This window comes from Microbacterium sp. EYE_78 (assembly GCF_023149035.1).
Taxonomy (GTDB): Bacteria; Actinomycetota; Actinomycetes; order Actinomycetales; family Microbacteriaceae; genus Microbacterium.
In genome coordinates this window covers 1,292,038-1,316,477 of sequence record NZ_JAHXMY010000002.1, presented here as the reverse complement: position 1 = coordinate 1,316,477, position 24,440 = coordinate 1,292,038, and the positions used below count along the sequence as shown (strand labels likewise).

Genomic DNA, 24,440 nt, shown 5'->3' with positions numbered 1-24,440 from the left:
GATCGGGCGAGGCCATGCGACCGCCGCGAGTCGCCTGACAGAGTGCTGAGTAGGATCGGGGGTCATGGCGGACATGTACTCCTGGCCCGAGATCCTCACCACGCTGCTGGCCGACGAGGACCTGAGCGTGTCGGAATCCACGTGGGCGATGCGCCAGGTGATGCAAGGCCAGGCGACCCCTTCCCAGCTCGCCGCGTTCCTCATCGCGCTCCGGGCGAAGGGCGAGACGGTTGATGAGATCGTCGGCTTCCGCGACGCCATCCTCGAGGCCGCCGTCCCGCTCCCGGTGCCGGCCGACGTGCTCGACATCGTCGGTACGGGTGGGGATCGTTACGGGACCGTGAACGTGTCGACGACCGCGGCCGTCATCATCGCGGCGACCGGGGTTCCGGTCGTCAAGCACGGCAATCGGGCCGCGAGCTCGAAGTCGGGGTCCTCCGACGTCCTCGCGGCGCTGGGTGTGGACCTGACCCGCTCGCCGGAGCGCGTGGCGGAGGTCCTGGGCGAGGTGGGGATCACGTTCGCTTTCGCGTCCGCCTTCCATCCCGGATTCCGGCACGCGGGGCCGACGCGGGCGGAGCTGGGCGTGCCGACCGTCTTCAACTTCTTGGGTCCGCTGTGCAACCCGGCTCGCGCCGAGGCCAACGCGGTCGGCGTGGCGCACCTGGACCGGGTTCCCCTCATCACGGGTGTGTTCCAGACCCGCGGCGCGACGGCGCTCGTGTTCCGAGGCGATGACGGCATGGACGAGCTGACGACGACGGGCCACAGTCGGGTGTGGGAGGTGAGCCGGGGCGACGTGCGTGAGCACGATCTCGACCCGCGCGACCTGGGTCTGCCGCGCGCCGAGATCTCGGATCTGCTCGGCGGCGACGCGGAGCACAACGCCGGCATCATCCGTCGTGTCCTCCAGGGTGAGACCGGTCCGGTGCGCGACATCGTCCTCCTCAACGCCGCGGCCGGGATCGTCTCCTACCGGCTGTTCCGGGATGCCGCCGAGCTCCAGACGCCGTTCCTCGATCGCCTGGCCTCGGCGCTGGCCGAGGTCGGGGCCGCGGTCGACTCCGGCGCGGCGGCGGCGAAGCTCGACGCGTGGGTCGCGGCATCCCGCAACTGAGGCCGACATGGATCCGATCGATGCCCTCACCGAGATCGCGGAGCTGCTCGAGCGCGATCGGGCGTCGCGCTACAAGTCGAAGGCGTTCCGTGCGGCGGCCCAGACCCTCGCGGGGCTGAGTGAGGCGGAGCGGTCGGACGTCGCGCGGCTGCGGGCACGCAAGGGGATCGGCGACTCCACCTTCGCCGTCATCACCGAGGCATCGTCAGGGCAGGTCCCGACCTATCTCGCGGATCTGCGTGCCCGGGTCGCGCCGCCGACGGAATCGGCATTGCGCGCGAAACTGCGCGGCGACCTGCACGCGCATTCGGAGTGGTCCGACGGGCTCACGTCGATCGACCTCATGGTGGATGCGGCGCGTGCGCTCGGGCACGAGTACCTCGCCCTCACCGACCACTCGCCGAGGCTGACCGTCGCGCGCGGACTGTCGGCGGAGCGGCTGCGCGAGCAGATGAGCCTGATCCCCGGCTTCGCTGCCGAGGGGTTCACGCTGCTCAGCGGCATCGAGGTCGACATCCTCGACGACGGGTCGCTCGATCAGGATTCCGAGCTGCTCGACGAGCTCGACGTCGTCGTCGCCTCCGCCCACTCGAAGCTGCGGATGGACGCCGGTCCGATGACGCGACGCCTCGTCACCGCGGCATCCGATCCGCGGGTCGATGTGCTCGGCCACGTGACGGGCCGTCTCGTCTCGGGAGCGCGCGGCACCCGACCGCAGTCGACGTTCGATGCGCGCGCCGTGTTCGAGGCGTGCGCCGAGCACGGCACGGCGGTCGAGATCAACTCGCGGCCCGAGCGTGAGGACCCGCCGGACGACCTCCTCGCCCTCGCCGTCGAGATCGGATGCCTCTTCTCCATCGACTCGGACGCGCACGCGCCCGGGCAGCTGTCGCTGCTGGACCACGGTGCGGTGCGCGCGGAGCGCCTCGGGATCGCCGCGGACCGGATCGTGACGACCTGGCCGCTCGAGCGCCTTCGCGCCTGGACGCAGACGCGCACGACCTGATCAGGCGCGGGCGGTCAGCGCCGTGACGGCGCGGTGCACGGCGGTGCCGAGCGACCAGGTGTCGCTGAGGGCGCGCGCGGCGTCCTCGTCGATCGGCCGGATGCGGGCGTCGATGTCGGGGAGTGGGATCGTGCGGACGACCTCGACCACCGTGGGGGCGACGTCGAGGTAGCCGTCCGCGGCGAGGATCTTCGCGCGGACACCCGCGCTCATCCCTTCTCCCGCTGCGGCCGCGGCTCGGATGCCGCTGAGATCCCCGTGCGCGGTCAGGAGGGTCGTCGCCGTCTTCTCTCCGACGCCCGCCACCCCCGGGAGGCCGTCGGAGGCGTCGCCGCGCATCACGGCGAAGTCCGCATACTGCCGAGGCGAGATGCCGTACTTCTGCTGCACGATGGCGTCCGTCAGGACTTCGAGGTTGCTCATTCCCCGCCCGGTGTAGACGACACGGACGTCCCGTGCGTCGTCGACGAGCTGGAAGAGGTCCCGATCGCCCGTCACGACATCGACGGGGATGGTGCTCCGCGTCGCGAGCGTCCCGATGACGTCGTCTGCCTCGTGTTCGGCCGCTCCGACGATCGGGATGCCGAGCACGCCCAGCGCCTCACGGATCACCGGGATCTGGACCTCGAGCGGGTCCGGGACCTCCTCGACGTCGGGGGAGCCGGGGACGACCTCGGCCACGCGGTGCGCTTTGTAGCTCGGGATGAGGTCGACGCGCCACTGCGGGCGCCAGTCGTCGTCCCAGCACGCGACCACGTGGGTCGGTTCGTAGGTCGTGACGAGCTTGGCGATCATGTCGAGCAGCCCCCGCGCGGCGTTCACGGGTCGCCCGTCCGGTGCTTTCACGGTGTCGGGCACGCCGTAGTAGGCGCGGAAGTACAGGCTGGCGGTGTCGAGGAGCATGAGACGGTCGGTCACGCGACCATCCTGGCAGTCAGCACCCCGGTCCGCCGGGATCCTCCTCGCAGGTGCGGTCGACCAGCGCGGTGTCGACGTCGACCACCCGTACGGTCACCGGCCCTGCGTCGATCGCGAGGACGCCCGCGATCGGGAACCACCCGAACCCGGCATCGGCTTCGGCGGCGTACCGGATGGTGACGGATGCCGCGAACTCGTCGGTCTCGCCGTAACTGTGACTCGTCTCGGTGGCGGTGAACTGCGGTGCGTCGAGGTCGTCCCAGGTCGTCCCAGGGGAGGTCGTCTCCTGCGTCGCCCCGTCGCCGTAGTCGAACAGATACGAGACGGGTGTGAAGCGGACGGTCACCGGGATGTCGAAGATCTCGCCGCGCTCGGTGTGCTCCGTCGCGTCGACGACGAAGTTGGTGGGCATGCCCACCACGCCGACCCCGTCGGGTTCGCCGACCATGCGGGGCGGGGCGGGGGCGAACGACGCGACATCGTCGATCGTGGCCGTCGTCACATCGGGCTGCGCCTCGGGCTCCGCTTCCGTCGGCTGCACATCGGCCTGCTCCGTGCCCGGGAGGGGAGCGCCGCCGGGCGCCACCCCGGCGCCGGCGCAGGACAGGTCGAACGCGCACTGCGCGAGCCACTCGTCACGGGTGCGGCCGCCGGGGTAGACGGCGTTCGGATCGCGGACGGGCTCCTGCGGTGCGAAGCCGCCCCCGCCCCCTCCGCCGCGCGATCCGCGATCGGGAGCGACCGACGGGCGATCCACCTGTCGAGACGCGCCGATCGAGACGGAGGAGCCGCTGTTCTGTACTTCGCAGTTGCCAGCGGCGGATGCCGCGAATGAGCAACCGCCGCTCAGGGCCGCCGCGACCAGAAGAGTGACTAACACTCCTCACTCCTGAGCAGACTAGAAATGATCCGAATGTCGTCAGCTCCGGCGCGGAACCGCACCTCTAGCAGATTGGCATCCGATCTATCTTTCGGAGTTGTGTCCTCTCCGGCGTCTGTCTCAACGCGGACGCCTGAGAGGTCCAGGCATACCAAAGCCTGCACTTGATCAGATGTCCAGGACTGTCCGGCGAAGTCAGAGACTTGAAAGGACCCACGGATGTGGAGGCCAGCCTCCTCGAGCTCCTCGCGGTTCTTTGTTTCGTCAACGAGAGCCTGACCGGCTAGGAGAGCGAGTGGGTCTTGCCCTCGCTCATCCGTGATCCAGCCGTTGTACGCGTCGACGTAGGCGCGATAGGTCTCCTCGGCGGCGGCGAACGCCTCCGCCTCCGATGCGAAGCCGGTCTCGGATGGCGTGGGGGTCGGTGTCGCGCTGGGCGCGCAGGACGCGAGAGCGGCGGTCAGGGTCAGTGCAGTCAGCATCCCGGCGAGTCCTCGTGCGCGCATGCGACCACCGTAGTGAGCACCTCCACCGGCGCCGCGGGTTGTCCACAGCGCGTAGGCTCCGGAGTCGACCGTCCGGGGATGGGGAGGAACCATGTCATTCGGCGCTGCGGCATCCGCTCGGCGCGGTACGCGTCCCGCCGCGACCGCGCCGTGTCCCTGCGGCCGTCGTCCATTCGGACAGTGCTGCGGTCCGGTGCTGGAGGGGCGACCGGCCGCGGGCCCGGAGGACCTCATGCGCTCGCGGTACACGGCGTTCGTGCTCGGTGACGAGCAGCACCTCCGCGACTCGTGGTTTCCGGCGACACGACCGGATGAGGTCGCGCTGGACCCGGCGACGATCTGGCTGGGGCTCGACGTCCTCGACGCGGACACGTCGGCGGACGGGCGCTCGGGGCGGGTGCGATTCCGCGCGAAGTGGCGCGACGGCCCGTCGGGGGCGCCCCGCATCCTCGAGGAGCACAGCCGCTTCGTCCGACGCGCTGGTCGCTGGTACTACGTCGACGCCGTCTGATACTCTGGAGCGTCACACGAATGGCTCTTCAGCCATGCCTGCGTGACATCGCAACACCAACCACCACGCCTCCGTCGGCTGCCGTGCGTCCTCGCGCGGATGTGCTCCGGGGCCCGATCACAACACCATCCAAGGACAACCCCCTACATGACTAACGCAACGACCGCCCCGGCCACCAAGCAGGTCGCCATCAACGACATCGGATCTGCTGAGGACTTCCTGGCCGCGGTCGAGAAGACCCTGAAGTTCTTCAACGACGGAGACCTCATCGAAGGCACCGTCGTGAAGATCGACCGCGACGAGGTCCTCCTCGACGTCGGCTACAAGACCGAGGGTGTCATCCCCTCGCGTGAGCTTTCGATCAAGCACGACGTCGACCCCAACGAGGTCGTCAACGTCGGCGACCAGGTCGAGGCCCTCGTTCTCCAGAAGGAGGACAAGGAAGGCCGCCTGATCCTGTCCAAGAAGCGCGCGCAGTACGAGCGTGCGTGGGGCGACGTCGAGAAGATCAAGGAGAACGACGGTGTCGTCACCGGTTCCGTGATCGAGGTCGTCAAGGGTGGTCTCATCGTCGACATCGGCCTCCGCGGGTTCCTGCCCGCGTCGCTCATCGAGCTGCGCCGTGTCCGTGACCTGACGCCGTACCTCGGCCAGGAACTCGAGGCGAAGATCCTCGAACTGGACAAGAACCGCAACAACGTCGTCCTCTCGCGTCGCGCGCTGCTCGAGCAGACGCAGTCCGAGTCGCGCTCGAACTTCCTCAACAACCTCCACAAGGGTCAGGTCCGCAAGGGCACCGTCTCGTCGATCGTCAACTTCGGTGCGTTCGTCGACCTCGGTGGCGTCGACGGTCTCGTCCACGTCTCGGAGCTCTCGTGGAAGCACATCGAGCACGCGTCCGAGGTCGTCGAGGTCGGCCAGGAGGTCACCGTCGAGATCCTCGAGGTCGACCTGGACCGCGAGCGCGTCTCGCTGTCGCTGAAGGCGACCCAGGAGGACCCGTGGCAGGTCTTCGCCCGCACCCACGCGATCGGTCAGGTCGCTCCGGGCAAGGTCACCAAGCTCGTCCCGTTCGGTGCGTTCGTCCGCGTCGCCGACGGCATCGAGGGCCTCGTGCACATCTCCGAGCTCTCGGGCAAGCACGTCGAGCTCGCCGAGCAGGTCGTCTCGGTCGGTGAAGAGGTCTTCGTCAAGATCATCGACATCGACCTCGAGCGTCGCCGCATCTCGCTGTCGCTCAAGCAGGCCAACGAGTCGGTCGACCCCAACGGCACCGAGTTCGACCCGGCGCTGTACGGCATGGTCACCGAGTACGACGAGAACGGCGAGTACAAGTACCCCGAGGGCTTCGACCCCGAGACCAACCAGTGGAAGGAGGGCTTCGACGAGGCCCGCCTCGCCTGGGAGGCCGAGTACGCCGCTGCGCAGGGTCGCTGGGAGGCTCACAAGGCCGCTGTCGCCAAGGCCCTCGAGGCCGAGGCCGCCGCTCCCGCCGACTCGGGTTCGTCGTCCTTCTCGTCCGAGGTCTCCGGCGGCGCCGGCACCCTCGCCGACGACGAGGCGCTGGCGGCTCTCCGCGAGAAGCTGTCCGGTCGCTGATCGAACACCACCCGCATCGAGGGGTCGGAGCCATGTGCTCCGGCCCCTCGGTCGTTCCGGCGTCGCCGCTGCGCCCGGTAACGTGCAGGTGTGGCTGAAGCGGACGAGCGGCGGGATGCCGGCGGCCCCCCGGCGGGAAGGGGCGGCACTCGGTTGCGTCGACTCTTCGACGCGCCGCACCGCCAGCTGCCGCTGACGGAGCTCCGCGACCGCGTCGCCGCGAACAACCAGCTGCTGCTCACCGCGATCGTCGCGGTCATCTTCCTCTCCGGGATCCCCAGTGGGTGGCTCGCCGATGCCCCCCAGTTCGCCGCCGGTGTGGTCATCGTCGTGGTGGCGGCGGTGGCGAGTCTCGCTGTGCCGTGGTCCCGCATCCACCCCTCGTGGGTCGCCGCGATCCCGCTGTTCGACATCGTCGCGATCGGGCTCATGCGCACCTCCGACGTCCCCGGGATCGGCCTGCTCTGGGCGTTCCCGACGATGTGGCTCTCGTCGATGGGCCGCATCTGGTTCGTCGTGGCCTGCGTCGGGTCGATCGGCGCGTACTGGATCGCTCTCCTGTTCGTCCCGGATTTCGAGCTCACCTGGGCCGTCGTCGTGCTCCCGGCGGTGGTCATCGCCATCGGCGCCTCGACCTTCAACGCGACGCGGCGCTTCCTCGCTCAGCGATCGCTCTTGGACGCGCAGACCGAACGCCTCACCGCGGCTCTCCGGCACGCCAGCCGCCAGGAGCAGCTGCTGACCGAGGTCCTCGACACCGTCGACTTCGGCGTCCTCCGGGTCGGCTCCAGCGGCGAGATCACGTTCGTCAACGACGCGCTGGGACGGTTCCAGCAGCGCATCCCGGAATTCGGCCGCGTCGACGGCGCAGAGCAGATCTTCGCCGCGGACGGCCAGACGCCGCTGCGCCCCGAGGAGCGGCCCCTCGCCCGCATCATGCGCGGCGAATCCTTCAGCGACGTCGTGGTCTGGTACGCCGTCTCGGACTCCCGTCGGGCTGCCCTCAGCCTGACGGCACGGCGGATGAAGGATGCCGACGGCAGGCCCGCCGGCGTGGTCCTGGTCGCGCGGGACGTCACTGAGGAGCGCACGGCGCTGAAAGCCCGTGACAGCCTGGTGGCCTCCGTGTCGCACGAGCTGCGCACGCCGCTCACCTCGATCATCGGGTACCTCGAGCTCGTCCTCGACAACGAGGACGTCGCAGAGGCGGTGCACCGCCAGGTCGACGTCGCCTACCGGAACAGCGAGCGGCTCCTCGGGATCGTGTCGGGGATCCTCGCCGCCTCGACGGCGTCCCGGATGTCGGCCGAGGTGACCGTCTCGCCGGTGGATCACGACCTCGCGGAGCTGCTGCGCTCCTCGGCATCCGATCTCGGTCCGGTCGCGAGGGAGCGGGCCATCCGCATCGACACCTCCGACGTCATCGAGACGCCCGCCTACATCGACCCTGCCCGCATCCGCCAGGTCGTCGACAACCTCATCAGCAATGCGATCAAGTTCAACCGGGACGGCGGCTCGATCGTCCTCGGCAGTTCCACCGACGGTACCAACTCGTGGTTCCTCGTGCGCGACAGCGGCATCGGGCTCTCCACCGAGGACCAGGATCGCCTGTTCGAGCGCTTCTTCCGTGCTGAGACGGGGGTCGCGGGCACCGGGCTGGGTCTCGCGATCAGCCGGGAGATCGTCCGCGCGCACGGCGGGGACATCACGGTGTCGTCGACGCTGGGCCTCGGCACGACGTTCATGGTCAAGCTCCCCGCGTACGCAGCCGCCCCGGGTGAGGAGACGGCTCCATGACGCTCGACCTCTTCTCCGTCACGGTGATGACCGCGATCGTCGCCCTCGTCGCGACGGCGATCTTCGTCATCGAGACCCTGCGCCGCCGGGACGCGGGCGCAGGGCGCCTGTGGGCAGTCGCATACCTCTGCGGTACGGCCACGACCTTCGCCTACATCTCCTGGGCGGCCGGAGTGGGCGGCGCGGTCGCCATCGCCTTCGGCAACGCGAGCTTCATCCTCACCCCGGCGTTCATCTGGCTCGGCAACCGGCGGTTCAACGACCGTCCGATCGGGTGGCAGTCCGTCGCCGTCGGGACCTTCACGGTGCTCACCTTCGTCGCGGCGGTGATCCGCGTCCCCGTCGAGGGATCGTGGGGTGGGTGGACGGTCATGGCGGCGCTGATCGTCGTCCTCTTCGCCGCCGGCGGGTGGGAGGCCCTCCGGCGCCCGATGGGCCGGCTCGGCAACGCGCGACTGCTGACGGGCGTGCTGTTCGCCGCCGCCGTGTACTACGCCGCCCGCCTCGTGGTCTTCCTGGTCGACGGTCCCCAGGGCGCGTTCTTCGATGCGTGGTTCGGATCGATCTCTGCGAACATCGTGACCGTCGTCCTCACGATGGTGGCGGTGGTGGTGACCTCGATCCTCCGGGCGAGCAAGAGCGCCATCCAGCGCTATGAGTGGCTGAGCGAGAACGGCGTCGCCGCCGACGGCATCATGCTCGCGGGGACGTACCGCGATGCGCTGCGCGACATGGCCGAGCGCGCCGGCTGGCGACAGGAGATCGTGAGCGTCATCGTCGTCCACGTCGACGGCCTGGACGAGATGGGTGCGGCCTTCGGCTCGGATGCCGCGGACGAGCTCGCCGCGCAGTGGCGGCGTTCGGTGCGGCGTCACGCCCCGGCATCCGCCTTCGTCGGGGAGGACGGGGACTCGACCCTTTCGGTCTGCGGGGTGGCGAGCACCGCCGCCGATGCCCGCAGGCAGGCGGCGGCGATCTACCGCGGCTGCATCGACGACCTCGCCGGCAACCCGACGGGGCTGCTGCCCGTCGTCGGGATCGGGATCGGGTTGACGGAGACCGTCGGCTACGACACCGACACCCTGCTGACGAGCGCCCGGGCGGCGGCCCTGCGCGCCTCGCGGAGCCTCGAGGCATCCGTCCTCTTCGGCGGCGTGGACGAGGCGCGATCGCACCTGGGCTGACCCCGTCCGTGGCATCCTCGGAGAGTGCCTCTCATCGCGCTGACCGGCGGAATCGCCTCGGGGAAGTCCACCATCGCCCGTCGCCTGGCCGACCGTGGGGCCGTCGTCGTCGACGCGGACGCGCTCGTCCGCGAGGTGCAGCAGCCCGGGATGCCGGTGCTCGAGGGCATCGCAGGGGAGTTCGGTCGCGACGTGCTCACCGCGGCCGGTGAGCTCGACCGCGCTCGCCTGGCGTCGCGCGTGTTCGGCGACCCGGACGCGGTGCGCCGCCTGAACGCGATCGTCCACCCCGCGGTCCGCGCGGAGTCGGCTCGCCGCTTCACCGCGGCGTTCGACGCGGACGCGCGCGCCGTCGTCGTCTACGACGTGCCGCTCCTGCTCGAGGCGCGCGCCGAGGACCCGTGGGAGCTGGTGGTCGTCGCCCATGCGCCGGCGGCGCTGCGGCGCCAGCGGCTCGTGGAACTGCGCGGGATGACGCCCGAAGACGCCGACGCGCGCATCGCCTCGCAGGTGGACGACGACCGGCGCCTCGCGATCGCCGACGTCGTCATCGACACCGCCGGGGACCTGTCGGACACGATCGCGCAGACGGACGCCCTCTGGGAGCGACTGCGGGCCTGACCGCACGCCGACGGCGAACGCCGGAGCCGGTGTCGGCGGCCCCGCCTACCCTGGAAGCATGCAGACCACGCGCTCCGTCCGGCCGTTCGAGGTCATCAGCGAGTACATGCCGAGCGGCGACCAGCCGCACGCGATCGCGGACCTCGCGTCCCGCATCAACGCCGGCGAGACCGACGTCGTGCTGCTCGGCGCCACCGGAACGGGCAAGTCGGCGACGACGGCGTGGCTCGTCGAGCAGGTCCAACGACCGACCCTCGTGCTGGCCCACAACAAGACGCTGGCCGCGCAGCTCGCGAACGAGTTCCGCGACCTCATGCCCAACAACGCGGTCGAGTACTTCGTCAGCTATTACGACTACTACCAGCCCGAGGCCTACGTCCCGCAGACGGACACCTTCATCGAGAAGGACTCGTCGATCAACGCCGAGGTCGAGCGGCTCCGTCACTCCACGACCAACTCCCTGTTGAGTCGGCGCGACGTCGTGGTGGTGTCGACCGTGTCCTGCATCTACGGTCTCGGCGCGCCCGAGGAGTACCTCCGGGCGATGGTCGCGCTGCAGGTGGGGGAGCGGTACGACCGCGACGCCCTCATCCGCAAGTTCATCGCGATGCAGTACAACCGCAACGACGTCGACTTCTCGCGCGGCAACTTCCGCGTGCGCGGCGACACGATCGAGATCATCCCGGTGTACGAGGAGTACGCCGTGCGGATCGAGCTGTTCGGCGACGAGATCGAGGCGCTGTACATGCTGCACCCGCTCACGGGGGACGTCGTGCAGAAGCTCGAGAGCGTGCCGATCTTCCCGGCATCCCACTACGTCGCCGGCACCGAGACCGTTCAACGCGCCATCGGCACGATCGAGCACGAGCTCGAGGAACGGCTGAAGGAGTTCGAGTCGCAGGGCAAGCTGCTCGAGGCGCAGCGTCTGCGCATGCGCACGACCTTCGATCTGGAGATGCTGCAGCAGCTCGGGTTCTGCTCGGGCATCGAGAACTACTCGCGTCACCTTGACGGCCGGATGCCGGGCGAGGCGCCCCACACCCTGCTCGACTTCTTCCCCGACGACTTCCTGCTGGTCATCGACGAGTCGCATGTGACCGTGCCGCAGATCGGCGCGATGTACGAGGGGGATGCCTCACGCAAGCGCACGCTCGTCGACCACGGCTTCCGACTGCCGAGCGCGATGGACAACCGGCCGCTGCGCTTCGACGAGTTCAAGCAGCGCATCGGCCAGACCGTCTACCTCTCGGCGACCCCGGGTCGCTACGAGATGGGCATCGCCGACGGCGTCGTCGAGCAGATCATCCGTCCGACCGGACTCGTCGATCCCGAGATCATCGTGAAGCCGTCGAAGGGGCAGATCGACGACCTCCTCGAGGAGATCAGGGTGCGTGTCGATCGCGACGAGCGGGTCCTCGTGACGACCCTCACGAAGAAGATGGCTGAGGAGCTGACCGACTTCCTCGGGGAGCACGGCGTGCGGGTGCGCTATCTGCACTCCGACGTCGACACGCTCCGTCGCGTCGAACTGCTGACCGAGCTGCGCCAGGGTGTCTACGACGTGCTCGTCGGCATCAATCTCCTGCGCGAAGGCCTCGACCTTCCCGAGGTGTCACTGGTCGCGATCCTCGATGCGGACAAGGAGGGTTTCCTGCGGTCGGGGACCTCGCTCATCCAGACGATCGGCCGTGCCGCGCGCAACGTGTCCGGCCAGGTGCACATGTACGCCGACAAGATCACGGACTCGATGGCCGCGGCGATCGAGGAGACCGAGCGTCGACGTGAGAAGCAGATCGCGTACAACCTCGAGAACGGCATCGATCCGCAGCCGCTGCGCAAGAAGATCGCCGACATCACCGACGCGCTCGCCCGAGAGGCGACCGACACGCGGGACATGATGGACAGCCGCGGCAAGGGCAAGACGAAGTCCGGCAAGGGCAAGAGTCCGACGCCGCAGCTGCGACGTGAAGGCATCGCGGCCGAGGGGGCGAACCAGCTCGAGGCGACGATCGAGGACCTGACTCGTCAGATGCTCGCCGCGGCCGACGAATTGAAGTTCGAGCTGGCGGGGCGTCTCCGGGACGAGGTGCAGGACCTCAAGAAGGAGCTGCGGGCGATGGAGAAGGCCGGGCACGCCTGAGCGCAGCGTCGCTCCGCCCGGCCGCCCGCGGGGCGTGCGCCGGTCAGGGGCAGTGCATGAGCGGTCGCTCGCCGGAACGATCGAACGTGTGCTCGGACATGGGGTGTCCGCACAGCGGACAGGCGCGCTCGGTGCGGATCGGCTCGGGCTCGGTGTCGTAGGGTCCCACCGACGCCGGGCCGGCGTAGCGGATGAGGCGGCTGTTCCAATATGCGTACCACCCGCCGGCGGCGCGGACCCTCGCCCGCAGTGAAGGGCGCTCGTCGGGTTGCGCGTGCTCGTCGGCCATATGCTTAGTGTACTAACTCTTCGTGTAGTGAGGACTTTCTGATGAACGCCGACGATGTCCTGAAGCTCGAGAACCAGCTCTGCTTCGCGATCGTGACGGCGGCGCGCAACGTCGTGTCGATCTACCGTCCCGTGCTCGAACCGCTGGGTCTCACGCATCCCCAGTACCTCGTCATGCTCGCGCTCTGGGAGCGGGCGCCGCAATCGCTGCGCGAGCTGGCCACCGCCCTCGCCGTGGAGGCGCCCTCGCTCTCGCCGACCATCAAGCGGCTCGAGGCGCAGGGGCTCGTCACCCGTCGTCGACGCTCATCCGACGAGCGCGTCCTCGACATCGCGCTCACGGAGGAGGGGACCGCGCTCCGCGCGAGAGCCCTCGATGTGCCGGGTCAGGTGATGGCGCGTGTGGGGCTGGACGTCGCTGCGGTGGAACGGCTCCGCGACGGTCTGCAGCCGTTCGCGGGCACCCGTCCGCCTGTCGACTGATCGCCCGGAGCGAAGGCCGGAGCCCATGTCGGTGGCCCGACCTAGGATTGTCCGGTGCCCATCGTCCCCGTTCCCTCCGCGTCCAAGCTCAGTGTCCGTGGCGCCCGCGTCCACAACCTGAAGAACGTCGACCTCGAGATCCCGCGCGATGCGCTCGTCGTCTTCACCGGCCTTTCCGGGTCCGGCAAATCGAGCCTCGCCTTCGACACGATCTTCGCCGAAGGGCAGCGCCGGTACATCGAGTCGCTCAGCTCCTACGCCCGCCAGTTCCTCGGCCAGGTCGACCGACCCGACGTCGACTTCATCGAGGGGCTCAGCCCGGCCGTGTCGATCGACCAGAAGTCGACCAACCGCAACCCCCGCTCGACCGTCGGAACGATCACCGAGATCAACGACTACATGCGCCTCCTGTGGGCCCGCATCGGGGTGCCCCATTGCCCGGAGTGCGGCGAGCGCATCCAGCGTCAAACCGTGCAGCAGATCGCCGATCAGCTCATGGAGCTGCCGGAGCGGACGCGCTATCAGATCGTCGCGCCCGTCGTCTCGCAGAAGAAGGGCGAGTTCGTCGACCTCTTCAAGGAGCTCTCAGCCAAGGGGTACGCGCGCGCCATCGTCGACGGGGAGGTCGCGCAGCTGGCTGAACCGCCGGTGCTGAAGAAGAGCTACAAGCACGACATCGCCGTCGTCGTCGACCGGCTGGTCGCCGGCCCCGACATCCTGAGCCGCGTGACCGATTCGGTCGAGACCGCCCTGGGGCTCGCGGGCGGCATCCTGCAGGTCAACTTCGTGGACGAGGAGGGCGACGCAGCCTGGCAGAGCTACAGCGAAAAGCTCGCCTGCCCGAACGGCCACGCGCTGCAGCTCACCGAGATCGAGCCGCGCACGTTCTCGTTCAACGCCCCCTTCGGTGCGTGTCCGGCGTGCTCGGGCCTCGGCACGCGCATGTCGGTCGACACCGAGCTGCTGCTCGGCGACGAGGAGCTCTCGATCGCGGAAGGCGTGATCATCCCGTGGACGACCCAGGGCAAAGGACTGTTCCAGTACTACGAGCGGCTGCTCGTCGGGCTCGCCGACGACCTGGGCTTCTCGCTGAACACCCCCTGGAAGAGGCTGCCGCAGGACGTGCAGGATGCGGTCCTCAGCGGCGAGAACTACAAAGTCACGGTCAAGTGGAAAAACCGCTACGGGCGGGAGATGCGCTACGCCTCGGGCTTCGAGGGCGTCATCCCGTACATCGAGCGACAGTTCACGCAGGCGGAGAGCGACACCCAGCGACAGCGCTGGTCGGAGTTCCTGCGCGAGGTCCCCTGCCCGGTCTGCAACGGCGACCGCCTCAAGCCCGAGGTCCTGTCGGTGCTCGTGCACGGACATTCCATCGCGGATGCCTCGCGTCTCAGCCTGGGCGAAGCCCAGGAATACTTCGCGAAGCTCTCGCTGACCGACCGTGAGGCGACGATCGCGGCTGCCGTGCTGCGTGAGATCCGCGCCCGCCTCGACTTCCTCATCCAGGTCGGCCTGAACTATCTGAGCCTCAGTCGCTCCGCGGGATCGCTGTCGGGCGGCGAAGCGCAGCGCATCCGCCTCGCGACGCAGATCGGGTCGGGGCTCACCGGCGTCCTGTACGTCCTGGACGAGCCGTCGATCGGTCTGCACCAGCGTGACAACCGGCGACTGATCGAGACGCTCGTGCGTCTGAAGAACCTCGGCAACACCCTGGTCGTCGTCGAGCACGACGAGGAGACCATCCACGCATCGGACTGGGTCGTCGACATCGGTCCGCGCGCCGGAGTCGAAGGCGGCAACGTCGTCCACTCCGGGCCGGTCGACGCGCTGCTGACAGACGAGCAGTCCATCACCGGCGCGTACCTGAGCGGCCGTCGCGAGATCACGCGACCGAAGAAGCGTCGCAAGATCGACAAGGGGCGCCAGCTCCGAGTCGTCGGTGCGCGCGCGAACAACCTGCAGAACGTGACGGTGGATTTCCCGCTCGGCGTCCTCACCTCGGTGACCGGCGTGAGCGGGTCGGGCAAGTCGTCGCTCGTGAACGGCATCCTCTACGAGGTCCTCGCCACGCGCCTGAACGGCGCGCGTCGCGTCGCGGGCAAGCACACCCGCGTCACCGGACTCGAACACCTCGACAAGGTGGTCCACGTCGACCAGGCGCCGATCGGACGGACGCCCCGCTCCAACCCGGCGACCTACACCGGTGTCTTCGACCGCATCCGTTCGCTGTTCGCCGAGACGACCGAGGCCAAGGCGCGCGGCTACCAGCCCGGCCGGTTCAGCTTCAATGTGAAGGGCGGCCGGTGCGAGGCGTGCTCGGGTGACGGCACCATCAAGATCGAGATGAACTTCCTGCCCGACGTCTACGTCGACTGCGAGGTCTGCCACGGTCAGCGGTACAACCGCGACACCCTCGCCGTGCACTACAAGGGCAAGAACATCGCCGAGGTGCTCAACATGCCGATCTCCGAGGCGGCCGAGTTCTTCGAGCCGATCCAGGCGATCCACCGCTATCTGCGCACCCTCGTCGACGTCGGGCTGGGATACGTCCGCCTCGGGCAGTCGGCGACCACGCTGTCCGGAGGAGAGGCGCAGCGCGTGAAGCTCGCCACCGAGCTCCAGCGCCGCTCGAACGGTCGCACCATCTACGTCCTCGACGAGCCGACCACCGGTCTCCACTTCGAAGACGTGCAGCGCCTGCTCGACGTCCTGAACAGCTTGGTGGACAAGGGCAACTCCGTTCTCGTGATCGAGCACAACCTCGACGTCATCAAGTCGTCGGACTGGGTGATCGACCTCGGCCCCGAAGGCGGCTCAGGCGGCGGCACGGTCGTCGCGACGGGCACACCGGAGCAGATCGCCACCGTCGCCGAGAGCCACACCGGCCAGTTCCTCGCCGAGATCCTGGAAGTGGCTCCGGCGCGCAAGGCGGGCTGACGTGGCATCCACCCTCTCCTACCGCCCAAAACCGGGCGAGATCCCCACGAACCCGGGGGTGTACCGCTTCCTCGACTCGGACGGCCGCATCCTCTACGTGGGTAAGGCGAAGAACCTGCGCGCGCGGCTGTCGAACTACTTCGCGCCGCTGCACACCCTGCACGAGCGCACGCGGCGAATGGTGACGACCGCGGCCAAGGTGGAGTGGACGGTCGTGAAGACCGACATCGATTCGCTGCAGCTCGAGTACACCTGGATCCAGGAGTACTCGCCGCCGTTCAACGTCCGGTACAAGGACGACAAGTCCTACCCGTATATGGCGGTGACCCTCGGCGACGAGGCACCGCGCGTCATCGTCACCCGGAACCGCCGCATCAAGGGCGCCAAATACTTCGGGCCGTACCCGAAGGTCTGGGCCGTCCACGACACGATCGATCAGCTGATCAAGGTCTTCCCGATCCGGACGTGCAGCGACTCGTCCTACAAGAAGGCGATGACCTCCGGGCGGCCGTGCTTCCCGGGGCAGATCGGACGCTGCGGCGGTCCATGCTCGATGAAGGTCACGATCGAGGAGCATCGCGCGATCGTCGACGACTTCGTCGCGTTCATGTCGGGCAGCGACAAACGCTTCATCAAGCGTCTCGAGGCGCGGATGCGCGAAGCCGCGGCCGCGATGGACTACGAGTCCGCCGCAGGCTACCGCGACAAGCTGCAGGCGCTCGATGCCGTGTTGAACCGCAGTGCGCTCGTGCTCACCGAGGACACCGATGCCGACCTCTTCGGTGTCGCTGAGGACGAGCTGTCGGCGGCCGTGCAGCACTTCATCGTTCGCGGCGGCCGCGTGCGGGGCGTCCGGGCGACCACGATCGACAAGGAACTCGACATCTCGGGGCCGGAGCTGATCGACCAGATCCTGCAGCGTGCCTATGGATCCGCCCTTCCCGACGACATCCCCCGGCAGGTCCTCGTCCCCTCCCTCCCCGAGGACTCCGCCGAGCTGGAGGAGTGGCTGCACGCACGCCGCGGCAAGCGGGTCAGCCTGCAGGTCGCCCAGCGGGGCCAGAAGGCGGACCTCCTCCGCACGGCGACGCTGAACGCCCAGCAGGCGCTCATGCTCCACAAGACCCGGCGCACGAGCGACTACACCGCGCGGACGAAAGCGCTCACCGACCTTCAGGAGGCACTCGGCCTCACCGAAGCGCCGCTGCGCATCGAGTGCTACGACGTGTCCCACCTGGGCGGAACGAACGTCGTCGCGTCGATGGTGGTCTTCGAGGACGGGCTGCCGCGCAAGGATCAGTACCGCTCGTTCTCCGTGACCGAGACGACCGACGACACCGACTCGATGTACCAGGTGCTGACCCGGCGTCTCGCCCACATCGATCGCGACGAGGCGGCCGAGGAGGCGGTGGACCCCCTGGCCGAGGGAGAGGTGGAGACCTCACGCAAGCGGCCGCGCTTCGCCTACCGCCCGCAGCTGCTCCTCGTCGACGGCGGCAAGCCGCAGGTCGAGGCGGCCGCGCGAGCGCTGCGCGACGCGGGGCACGAGGAGATCGCCCTCTGCGGCATCGCGAAGAGGCTCGAGGAGGTGTGGCTCCCCGGCGACGACTTCCCCGTCATCCTGCCGCGATCCTCCGAGGCGCTGTACCTGCTGCAGCGGCTCCGCGACGAGGCCCACCGGTTCGCCATCACGCACCAGCGGAAGAAGCGCAAACGGGACATCTCGACGGTCCTCTCCGAGGTCCCGGGTCTCGGCAGTTCCCGCATCCGGGCGCTGCTCCGGCACTTCGGATCGGTCTCGGCGCTCAAGCAGGCGACGCCGGAGCAGATCCAGGAGCTGCCCGGCATCGGCCCGCGCCTGGCCGCGAGCGTGCACGCGCACCTCGCCACCGGTACGGAGTCGGACTCGTCCGACGGATAGGCTGGACGCCGAGACGGGGAGAGGTGGGCATCGTGACGGACGGCCAGGCGTCGGGCGAGGTCCTGATCGTCACCGGCATGTCCGGGGCGGGGCGCACCACGGCCGCGAACGCCCTCGAGGACCTCGACTGGTACGTCGTCGACAACCTGCCGCCCCAGATGCTGTCGCACCTGCTGGAGCTGACCGCGCTGGCCGCTGAGGCGCTCCCCAAGGTCGCCGCCGTCGTCGACGTCCGGGGCCGCCAGCTGTTCAGCGAGCTGCCCGCCGTGACCCGCGCGCTGCGCGACGGGCGGCACCTCCGCATCCTGTTCCTGGATGCCGCGGACGACGTCCTCGTGCGCCGGTTCGAGGCGGTGCGCCGCCCCCACCCGCTGCAGGGGGAGGGGACGATCCTCGACGGCATCCGGCGGGAGCGCGACCGTCTCGCCGCGATCCGCGAAGCGGCCGACGTCATCGTCGACACGAGCAGCCTCAACATCCACCAGCTCGCGAACCGCATCGTCGACCTGTTCAGCAGCGACGGCGACGCGCGGCACACCGTCACGGTCATGAGCTTCGGCTTCAAGTACGGGCTGCCGCCGGACGTCGACCTCGTCGCCGACATGCGGTTCCTCCCGAACCCGTATTGGGAGCCCGCCCTGCGCGCGCTGACGGGGGAGGACGACACCGTCCGGGACTTCGTGCTCCGCCAGGAGGGGGCGACCGAGTTCATCGATGCCTACGCGCAGGCGCTCCATCCCGTCCTGCAGGGCTATCAGCGCGAGAACAAGCGTCACTCCGTCATCGCGGTGGGATGCACGGGAGGCAAGCACCGCTCGGTCGTGACCGTCCGCGAGCTCGCGGAACGGCTGTCGGACGAGCACGGGGTCGCGGTCCGCGTCACGCATCGGGACCTGGGTCGCGAGTAAGCTGATCCTTCGTCCCCGCCAGCCCACCCGAAGGATCGACGTGCCTCTGACTGCTGATGTGAAGACGGAGCTCACCTCGGTCCGCGACCCCCGACCGACGGCGCGAGTCGCCGAGCTCACGACGATCCTCCGCTTCTCGGGCGGCCTCCACTCGATCGCCGGACGGGTCGCCGTCGAGGCCGAGCTCGAGACCGATCTCCTCGCACGCCGTGTCGCGCGCGACCTCGTCGAGATCTACGGCGTCCGCCCCGAACTCGCACACGTGCAGTCGTCCGCCGGTCGCACCGGCAACCTCGTCGCCGTCCGCGTCATCGAAGGGGGCGAGACCCTCGCCCGTCAGACGGGGCTCCTCGACAGCCGTCGGCGTCCCGTCCGCGGGCTGCCGAACAAGCTCACCACCGGCGCCCGCCCCGACCTCGCCGCCGTCTGGCGGGGTGCCTTCCTCGCGACCGGCACCCTGTCCGACCCCGGCCGCTCCGCCGCGCTCGAGGTGTCGTGCCCGTCTGGCGAGGCCGCGATGGCGCTCGTCGGGGCAGCGCACCGTCTCGGAATCGCCGCCAAGGCGCGCGAGGTCCGGGGCATCCCGCGGGTCGTCGTCCGCGACGGTGAGGCGATCCGCGCCGCCCTGCAGATGATGGGAGCGCAGAAGACGGCGGCCGCCTGGGAGGAGATGCGCCAGCGCCGCGAAGTCCGCGCCGGCGTCAACCGCCTCGTGAACTTCGACGACGCCAACCTGCGGCGGTCGGCGCAGGCAGCCGTGGCCGCCTGCGCGCGGGTCGAGCGTGCCCTCGAGATCCTCGGCGACACCGTGCCCGACCACCTCAAGCAGGCCGGCGACCTCCGCCTCGCGCACCGTGACGCGAGCCTCGACGAGCTGGGCCACCACGCCGATCCGCCGCTGACGAAGGATGCCGTGGCCGGCCGCATCCGGCGCCTGCTCGCCATGGCCGACAAGAAGGCCGCGCAGGACGGCGTGCCCGACACGGACTCGGCCGTTCCCGCCGGTCTCGAGGACTGACGGGTACATCGGCGCTTCTCGGGAAGCAACCGGGTGTCGGGTGGGTTGGCCCTCAATAGGATGAATCCGACCGGCCGCGCTCCGGCGCGGCACCGACAGAAGGAAGAGGACATGGCGAAGTACACGCTGCCTGAGCTCCCGTACGACTACTCCGCGCTCGAGCCGAGCATCAGCGGCAAGATCATGGAGCTTCACCACTCGAAGCACCACCAGGCGTACGTCACGGGAGCGAACACCGCTCTCGAGCAGCTCGCCGAGGCGCGGGAGACCGGCAACCTCGCGAACGTGAACAAGCTCGAGAAGGACCTCGCCTTCAACCTGGGCGGGCACGTCAACCACTCGATCTTCTGGACCAACCTCGCTCCCGCCTCGCAGGGCGGCGGCGGCGAGCCCGAGGGTGAGCTCCGCGCGGCGATCGACGAGTTCTTCGGCGGGTTCGACAAGTTCCAGGCCCACTTCACCGCGGCTGCCACCGGCATCCAGGGCTCGGGCTGGGCCGTCCTCAGCTGGGACCCGATCGGTCAGCAGCTGATCATCCAGCAGCTGTTCGACCAGCAGTCGAACACGGCGCAGGGCACCGTCCCGATCTTCCAGCTCGACATGTGGGAGCACGCCTTCTACCTCGACTACCTCAACGTCAAGGCGGACTACGTGAAGGCGGCGTGGAACATCGCGAACTGGCAGAACGTCGCACAGCGTCTCGACGCGGCACGCGAGAAGACGGCCGGCCTGCTCTAGTAGTAGGGTCATAGACAGGTGAGGATGCCGGGCTCCTCCCGGCGACGGGAGCCGAGTCCCGGCATCCTCTTCCATTTCCAGCACATCGCACGCGGGCCCCACCCGGGGGTTCCGTGCGACGAGAAACGGGAGACATCGTGTCTGTCAAGATCGGCATCAACGGCTTCGGCCGCATCGGACGCAACTACCTCCGCGCGGCACTCGCGCAGGGCGCGGACCTCGACATCGTGGCGGTGAACGACCTCACCGACAACAAGACCCTCGCGCACCTCCTCAAGTACGACTCGATCCTCGGGCGCCTCGACGCCGAGGTCTCGTACACCGGTGACTCGATCACCGTGGGCGACAAGACCATCAAGGTCTTCGAGGAGCGCGACCCCGCGAACCTGCCCTGGGGCGAGCTCGGCGTCGACATCGTCATCGAGTCGACCGGCCGGTTCACCAAGGCGGAGGATGCCGGCAAGCACATCGCCGGTGGCGCCAAGAAGGTCCTCATCTCCGCTCCCGCTTCGGGCGAGGACGGCACGTTCGTCATCGGTGCGAACGAGGAGACCTACGACCCGGCGAACCACCACATCATCTCGAACGCCTCCTGCACGACGAACTGCCTCGCGCCCCTGGCGAAGGTCCTCAACGACGAGTTCGGCATCGTCAAGGGCCTGATGACGACGGTCCACGCTTACACCGCCGACCAGAACCTCCAGGACGGCCCCCACAGCGACCTGCGTCGCGCTCGCGCGGCCGCGCTCAACATCGTCCCGACCTCGACCGGTGCCGCCAAGGCCATCGGCCTGGTGCTCCCCGAGCTCAAGGGCAAGCTCGACGGCTTCGCGCTCCGTGTCCCGGTGCCCACCGGCTCCGCCACCGACCTGACGGTCGAGCTCGACCGCGAGGTCACCGTCGACGAGATCAAGGCCGCGTACAAGGCTGCCGCCGAGGGTCCCCTCAAGGGCATCCTCAAGTACACCGAGGACGAGATCGTCTCCAGCGACATCGTCACCGACGACCACTCGTGCATCTTCGACGCCGGTCTCACGCGCGTCATCGGCAACCAGGTCAAGGTCGTCGGCTGGTACGACAACGAGTGGGGCTACTCGAACCGCCTCGTGGACCTCACCGAGCTCGTCGCCAGCAAGCTCTGACGATGGCTCTGCGCACCCTCGATTCGCTGGGTTCGCTCGCAGGCAAGCGCGTCATCGTCCGTGTCGACTTCAACGTCCCCCTGAAGGACGGCGTCATCACGGACGATGGCCGCGTGCGTGCGGCCATCCCCACGCTTCGCGCGTTGGTCGAGCAGGGGGCGCGCGTCATCGCGGTGTCCCACCTCGGCCGCCCCGACGGCGCGCCGGACGCGAAGTACAGCCTCGCGCCCGTCGCGACCCGGCTGTCCGAGCTGCTCGGCCAGGACGTCGCCTTCGCGACGGACACGGTCGGCGACTCCGCTCGTGACACCGTCGCGGCGCTCGAGGACGGCCAGGTCGCCGTGCTCGAGAACCTGCGGTTCAACGCGGGCGAGACGGCGAAGGACGACGCCACCCGTCGCGCCTTCGCCGAGCAGCTCGCCGCGCACGGCGACGCGCTCGTCTCCGACGGATTCGGTGTCGTGCACCGCAAGCAGGCGTCGGTCTACGACCTCGCCGAGCTGCTGCCGTCGGCTGCGGGTCTGCTCATCGAGAAGGAGGTCGACGTCCTCGACCGCCTCACCGAGCGTCCCGAGCGCCCCTACGCCGTCGTCCTCGGCGGGTCGAAGGTCAGCGACAAGCTCGGCGTCATCGAGCACCTCCTGCCCCGCGTGGACAAGATCCTCGTCGGCGGCGGCATGCTCTTCACCTTCCTCGCGGCCCAGGGCCACAAGGTCGGCAAGAGCCTGCTCGAACTCGATCAGCTCGACACCGTCCGTGGCTACATGGAGACGGCGGGCGAGCGCGGCGTGGAGCTCATCCTCCCCGTCGACGCCGTGATGGCGTCCGGCTTCGCCGCGGACGCAGACCACGTCGTGGCATCCGCCGACGCGCTCGAGGACACCGACTTCGGTGCCGACGGCATGGGCCTCGACATCGGTCCGAGGACGGCGGAATTGTTCGCCGATGCGATCCGCGGTGCGAAGACGGTGTTCTGGAACGGCCCCATGGGCGTGTTCGAGATGGACGCCTTCGCCGCCGGGACGAAGACGGTCGCGCAGGCGCTCACCGAGGTCGACGGTCTGTCCGTCGTCGGCGGTGGCGACTCGGCGGCCGCGGTGCGGCAGCTCGGGTTCGACGACGACCAGTTCGGTCACATCTCCACCGGTGGTGGAGCCAGCCTCGAGTTCCTCGAGGGTAAGAAGCTGCCCGGATTGGAGATCCTCGGATGGGAAGCGTGACCCGCAAGCCCCTCATCGCCGGCAACTGGAAGATGAACCTCGACCACCTGCAGGCGGTCGCGTTCGTCCAGAAGCTGCACTGGACGCTGAAGGATGCCGCGCACGAGACCGACTCGGTCGAGGTCGCGGTGTTCCCGCCGTTCACCGACATCCGCACGGTGCAGACGCTCATCGACGCCGACAAGATCCCGTTCGCACTCGGGGCGCAGGACCTGTCGACGAAGGACTCGGGCGCCTACACCGGTGAGGTTTCCGGCGCGTTCCTCAAGAAGCTCGACGTCGACTACGTGATCATCGGGCACTCCGAGCGTCGTGAATACCATGCCGAGTCGGACGCGGTTGTCGCGGCGAAGGTCCAGGCCGCGCTGAAGCACGGTCTGATCCCCGTCATCTGCGTGGGCGAGACGCTGGAGCAGCGCGAGGAGTCCGGCCCCACGGCCGTCTCGGTCGCGCAGCTCCGCGCGGCGCTCGAGGGCGTCTCAGCGGACGCGGATGTGGTCGTCGCCTACGAGCCCGTGTGGGCCATCGGCACCGGCCAGGTCGCATCCCCGGAGCAGGCGCAGGACGTGTGCGCCGCCCTGCGCGCCGTCGTCGCCGAGAGCCTGGGGGATGCCGCGGCGGACCGCACCCGCATCCTCTACGGCGGATCGGTCAAGTCCGGCAACATCGCGAGCTTCATGCGCGAGCCCGATGTCGACGGCGCCCTGGTCGGTGGAGCGAGCCTGCTCGCCGACGAGTTCGCCGCGATCATCCGCTACCAGAAGCACGTCGGCGTGTGACCTGTGCGGTGCGGCGCCTCCGGGCGCCGCACCGCACAGCCGGTATACTCGTGCGAGCGCTGAGCGACTCGGCGACCCGAAAGGCTTTCAACGACTGTGGACATCCTCCAGCTTGTGCTGCAGGTGCTGCTGGGACTCACCAGCCTCCTGCTCACGCTCCTGATCCTTCTGCACAAAGGCCGCGGTGGCGGCCTCTCCGACATGTTCGGCGGCGGCATGAGCTCGGCGATGGGGTCCTCGGGCCTCGCCGAGCGGAACCTCAACCGCTTCACGGTCGTCCTCGCACTCGTCTGGTTCGTCGCAATCGTCGCGCTCGGCCTGATCACGAAGTTCCAGAGCATCTGATGGCGACCGGGGGCAACGCCATCCGCGGCACCCGCGTCGGCGCGGGACCGATGGGGGAGCAGGACCACGGCCACCACGCGGATCGCGTCGCGGTCTCGTACTGGGACGCGCTCGGCAACGAGACCGTCCGCTACTTCGCGGCGGGCATCGCCGAGGAGGAGATCCCCGAGACGATCGACTCTCCGCACTCCGGGCTGCCCGCCGGTCGCGACAAGGCGAACCCGCCCGCAGTCGCCAAGACAGAGCCCTACAAGACGCACCTCGCGTACGTGAAGGAGCGCCGTTCGGACGACGAGGCGGAGTCGATCCTCGATGACGCGCTCAAGCAGCTGCGCGAGCGGCGCGGTCAGGACTGACCGGCCTCGCAGACGCCGATACG

23 protein-coding genes are annotated in these 24,440 nt (G+C 69.1%); 19 read left to right on the top strand and 4 right to left on the bottom strand.

All coding sequences use genetic code 11. From position 1 onward, the window contains the following. Nucleotides 1-64: 64 nt before the first annotated feature. Both trpD and KZX17_RS13530 read left to right on the top strand, forming a co-directional pair. Nucleotides 65-1,117 (top strand): anthranilate phosphoribosyltransferase, encoded by a 1,053-nt coding sequence (gene trpD, locus KZX17_RS13535; RefSeq protein ID WP_248174567.1) that lies wholly within the window; start codon nt 65-67, stop codon nt 1,115-1,117. A gap of 7 nt (nt 1,118-1,124) precedes the next feature. After that, entirely contained in the window at nt 1,125-2,123 is a 999-nt protein-coding gene (locus KZX17_RS13530) for a PHP domain-containing protein (protein WP_248174565.1), read from the top strand. On the opposite strand, the gene KZX17_RS13525 is transcribed toward KZX17_RS13530, so the two are convergent. The 3 genes from KZX17_RS13525 to KZX17_RS13515 all read right to left on the bottom strand — a co-directional run bounded on the left by KZX17_RS13525 (nt 2,124) and on the right by KZX17_RS13515 (nt 4,403). Further along, nucleotides 2,124-3,041 carry a 5'-3' exonuclease gene (locus tag KZX17_RS13525; RefSeq protein WP_248174563.1) on the bottom strand — a complete coding sequence of 306 codons (918 nt, stop codon included), beginning with the start codon at nt 3,039-3,041 and terminating at the stop codon, nt 2,124-2,126. Nucleotides 3,042-3,057: 16 nt separating this feature from the next. After that, a complete protein-coding gene (locus tag KZX17_RS13520) occupies nt 3,058-3,798 on the bottom strand; it encodes a hypothetical protein (RefSeq protein WP_248174561.1) in 741 nt (246 codons plus the stop codon). Nucleotides 3,799-3,914: 116 nt separating this feature from the next. Next, nucleotides 3,915-4,403 carry a hypothetical protein gene (locus KZX17_RS13515; RefSeq protein WP_248174559.1) on the bottom strand — a complete coding sequence of 163 codons (489 nt, stop codon included), beginning with the start codon at nt 4,401-4,403 and terminating at the stop codon, nt 3,915-3,917. A 256-nt stretch (nt 4,404-4,659) separates the two neighbouring features. Here KZX17_RS13515 and KZX17_RS13510 point away from each other — a divergent pair, with 256 nt between their 5' ends. The 6 genes from KZX17_RS13510 to uvrB all read left to right on the top strand — a co-directional run bounded on the left by KZX17_RS13510 (nt 4,660) and on the right by uvrB (nt 12,279). Further along, complete coding sequence (locus tag KZX17_RS13510; protein WP_248174557.1) at nt 4,660-4,938, top strand: YchJ family protein; 279 nt, start codon at nt 4,660-4,662, stop codon at nt 4,936-4,938. Nucleotides 4,939-5,085: 147 nt separating this feature from the next. Then, nucleotides 5,086-6,537 (top strand): 30S ribosomal protein S1, encoded by a 1,452-nt coding sequence (rpsA, locus tag KZX17_RS13505; protein WP_248174545.1) that lies wholly within the window; start codon nt 5,086-5,088, stop codon nt 6,535-6,537. Nucleotides 6,538-6,627: 90 nt separating this feature from the next. Continuing rightward, entirely contained in the window at nt 6,628-8,334 is a 1,707-nt protein-coding gene (locus tag KZX17_RS13500; RefSeq protein ID WP_248174536.1) for a PAS domain-containing sensor histidine kinase, read from the top strand. Beyond that, nucleotides 8,331-9,518 carry a diguanylate cyclase gene (locus tag KZX17_RS13495; protein ID WP_248174534.1) on the top strand — a complete coding sequence of 396 codons (1,188 nt, stop codon included), beginning with the start codon at nt 8,331-8,333 and terminating at the stop codon, nt 9,516-9,518. Before KZX17_RS13500 ends, KZX17_RS13495 begins: the two co-directional genes overlap by 4 nt. A gap of 24 nt (nt 9,519-9,542) precedes the next feature. Beyond that, entirely contained in the window at nt 9,543-10,139 is a 597-nt protein-coding gene (coaE, locus tag KZX17_RS13490) for a dephospho-CoA kinase (protein WP_248174532.1), read from the top strand. A 58-nt stretch (nt 10,140-10,197) separates the two neighbouring features. Continuing rightward, on the top strand, nt 10,198-12,279 hold the full coding sequence (uvrB, locus tag KZX17_RS13485) for an excinuclease ABC subunit UvrB (RefSeq protein WP_248174531.1): 2,082 nt from the start codon (nt 10,198-10,200) through the stop codon (nt 12,277-12,279). 43 nt (nt 12,280-12,322) lie between these two features. Here uvrB and KZX17_RS13480 read toward each other — a convergent pair whose 3' ends face one another. Then, entirely contained in the window at nt 12,323-12,568 is a 246-nt protein-coding gene (locus KZX17_RS13480) for a hypothetical protein (protein ID WP_248174530.1), read from the bottom strand. Nucleotides 12,569-12,609: 41 nt separating this feature from the next. Between KZX17_RS13480 and KZX17_RS13475 the strand changes: the two genes are divergently transcribed. The 11 genes from KZX17_RS13475 to KZX17_RS13425 all read left to right on the top strand — a co-directional run bounded on the left by KZX17_RS13475 (nt 12,610) and on the right by KZX17_RS13425 (nt 24,417). Next, nucleotides 12,610-13,050 carry a MarR family winged helix-turn-helix transcriptional regulator gene (locus KZX17_RS13475; RefSeq protein WP_248174529.1) on the top strand — a complete coding sequence of 147 codons (441 nt, stop codon included), beginning with the start codon at nt 12,610-12,612 and terminating at the stop codon, nt 13,048-13,050. A gap of 54 nt (nt 13,051-13,104) precedes the next feature. Continuing rightward, nucleotides 13,105-15,990, top strand: coding sequence for an excinuclease ABC subunit UvrA (gene uvrA, locus KZX17_RS13470; protein WP_248174528.1), 2,886 nt, complete (start codon nt 13,105-13,107; stop codon nt 15,988-15,990). A gap of 1 nt (nt 15,991) precedes the next feature. Then, entirely contained in the window at nt 15,992-17,911 is a 1,920-nt protein-coding gene (gene uvrC / locus KZX17_RS13465; RefSeq protein ID WP_248174527.1) for an excinuclease ABC subunit UvrC, read from the top strand. Between the two features lie 32 nt (nt 17,912-17,943). Next, nucleotides 17,944-18,819: an RNase adapter RapZ gene (gene rapZ / locus KZX17_RS13460; RefSeq protein WP_308194622.1), complete on the top strand. Its 876-nt coding sequence runs from the start codon at nt 17,944-17,946 to the stop codon at nt 18,817-18,819. Between the two features lie 40 nt (nt 18,820-18,859). Then, nucleotides 18,860-19,837 (top strand): DNA-binding protein WhiA, encoded by a 978-nt coding sequence (gene whiA, locus KZX17_RS13455; RefSeq protein ID WP_248174526.1) that lies wholly within the window; start codon nt 18,860-18,862, stop codon nt 19,835-19,837. 111 nt (nt 19,838-19,948) lie between these two features. Beyond that, nucleotides 19,949-20,575, top strand: a complete 627-nt coding sequence (locus KZX17_RS13450) for a superoxide dismutase (protein ID WP_065570773.1) — start codon at nt 19,949-19,951, stop codon at nt 20,573-20,575. 137 nt (nt 20,576-20,712) lie between these two features. Further along, nucleotides 20,713-21,717 carry a type I glyceraldehyde-3-phosphate dehydrogenase gene (gap, locus tag KZX17_RS13445; protein WP_248174524.1) on the top strand — a complete coding sequence of 335 codons (1,005 nt, stop codon included), beginning with the start codon at nt 20,713-20,715 and terminating at the stop codon, nt 21,715-21,717. Nucleotides 21,718-21,719: 2 nt separating this feature from the next. Next, nucleotides 21,720-22,937: a phosphoglycerate kinase gene (gene pgk, locus KZX17_RS13440; protein WP_248174522.1), complete on the top strand. Its 1,218-nt coding sequence runs from the start codon at nt 21,720-21,722 to the stop codon at nt 22,935-22,937. Beyond that, nucleotides 22,925-23,716 (top strand): triose-phosphate isomerase, encoded by a 792-nt coding sequence (gene tpiA / locus KZX17_RS13435; protein ID WP_248174520.1) that lies wholly within the window; start codon nt 22,925-22,927, stop codon nt 23,714-23,716. Before pgk ends, tpiA begins: the two co-directional genes overlap by 13 nt. A 96-nt stretch (nt 23,717-23,812) precedes the next feature. After that, nucleotides 23,813-24,061 (top strand): preprotein translocase subunit SecG, encoded by a 249-nt coding sequence (gene secG, locus KZX17_RS13430; RefSeq protein ID WP_064002293.1) that lies wholly within the window; start codon nt 23,813-23,815, stop codon nt 24,059-24,061. After that, nucleotides 24,061-24,417, top strand: coding sequence for an RNA polymerase-binding protein RbpA (locus tag KZX17_RS13425; protein WP_248174519.1), 357 nt, complete (start codon nt 24,061-24,063; stop codon nt 24,415-24,417). Before secG ends, KZX17_RS13425 begins: the two co-directional genes overlap by 1 nt. Nucleotides 24,418-24,440 lie beyond the last annotated feature (23 nt).

Bases quoted from the DNA above. Each gene is read 5' to 3' on its own strand.
- uvrB (WP_248174531.1), top strand. From the start codon at position 10,198: ATGCAGACCACGCGCTCCGTCCGGCCGTTCGAGGTCATCAGCGAGTAC.
- KZX17_RS13495 (WP_248174534.1), top strand. From the start codon at position 8,331: ATGACGCTCGACCTCTTCTCCGTCACGGTGATGACCGCGATCGTCGCC.
- KZX17_RS13450 (WP_065570773.1), top strand. From the start codon at position 19,949: ATGGCGAAGTACACGCTGCCTGAGCTCCCGTACGACTACTCCGCGCTC.
- KZX17_RS13475 (WP_248174529.1), top strand. From the start codon at position 12,610: ATGAACGCCGACGATGTCCTGAAGCTCGAGAACCAGCTCTGCTTCGCG.
- trpD (WP_248174567.1), top strand. From the start codon at position 65: ATGGCGGACATGTACTCCTGGCCCGAGATCCTCACCACGCTGCTGGCC.
- KZX17_RS13480 (WP_248174530.1), bottom strand. From the start codon at position 12,568: ATGGCCGACGAGCACGCGCAACCCGACGAGCGCCCTTCACTGCGGGCG.
- KZX17_RS13515 (WP_248174559.1), bottom strand. From the start codon at position 4,403: ATGCTGACTGCACTGACCCTGACCGCCGCTCTCGCGTCCTGCGCGCCC.
- pgk (WP_248174522.1), top strand. From the start codon at position 21,720: ATGGCTCTGCGCACCCTCGATTCGCTGGGTTCGCTCGCAGGCAAGCGC.
- tpiA (WP_248174520.1), top strand. From the start codon at position 22,925: ATGGGAAGCGTGACCCGCAAGCCCCTCATCGCCGGCAACTGGAAGATG.
- KZX17_RS13510 (WP_248174557.1), top strand. From the start codon at position 4,660: ATGCGCTCGCGGTACACGGCGTTCGTGCTCGGTGACGAGCAGCACCTC.
- KZX17_RS13530 (WP_248174565.1), top strand. From the start codon at position 1,125: ATGGATCCGATCGATGCCCTCACCGAGATCGCGGAGCTGCTCGAGCGC.
- KZX17_RS13425 (WP_248174519.1), top strand. From the start codon at position 24,061: ATGGCGACCGGGGGCAACGCCATCCGCGGCACCCGCGTCGGCGCGGGA.
- rpsA (WP_248174545.1), top strand. From the start codon at position 5,086: ATGACTAACGCAACGACCGCCCCGGCCACCAAGCAGGTCGCCATCAAC.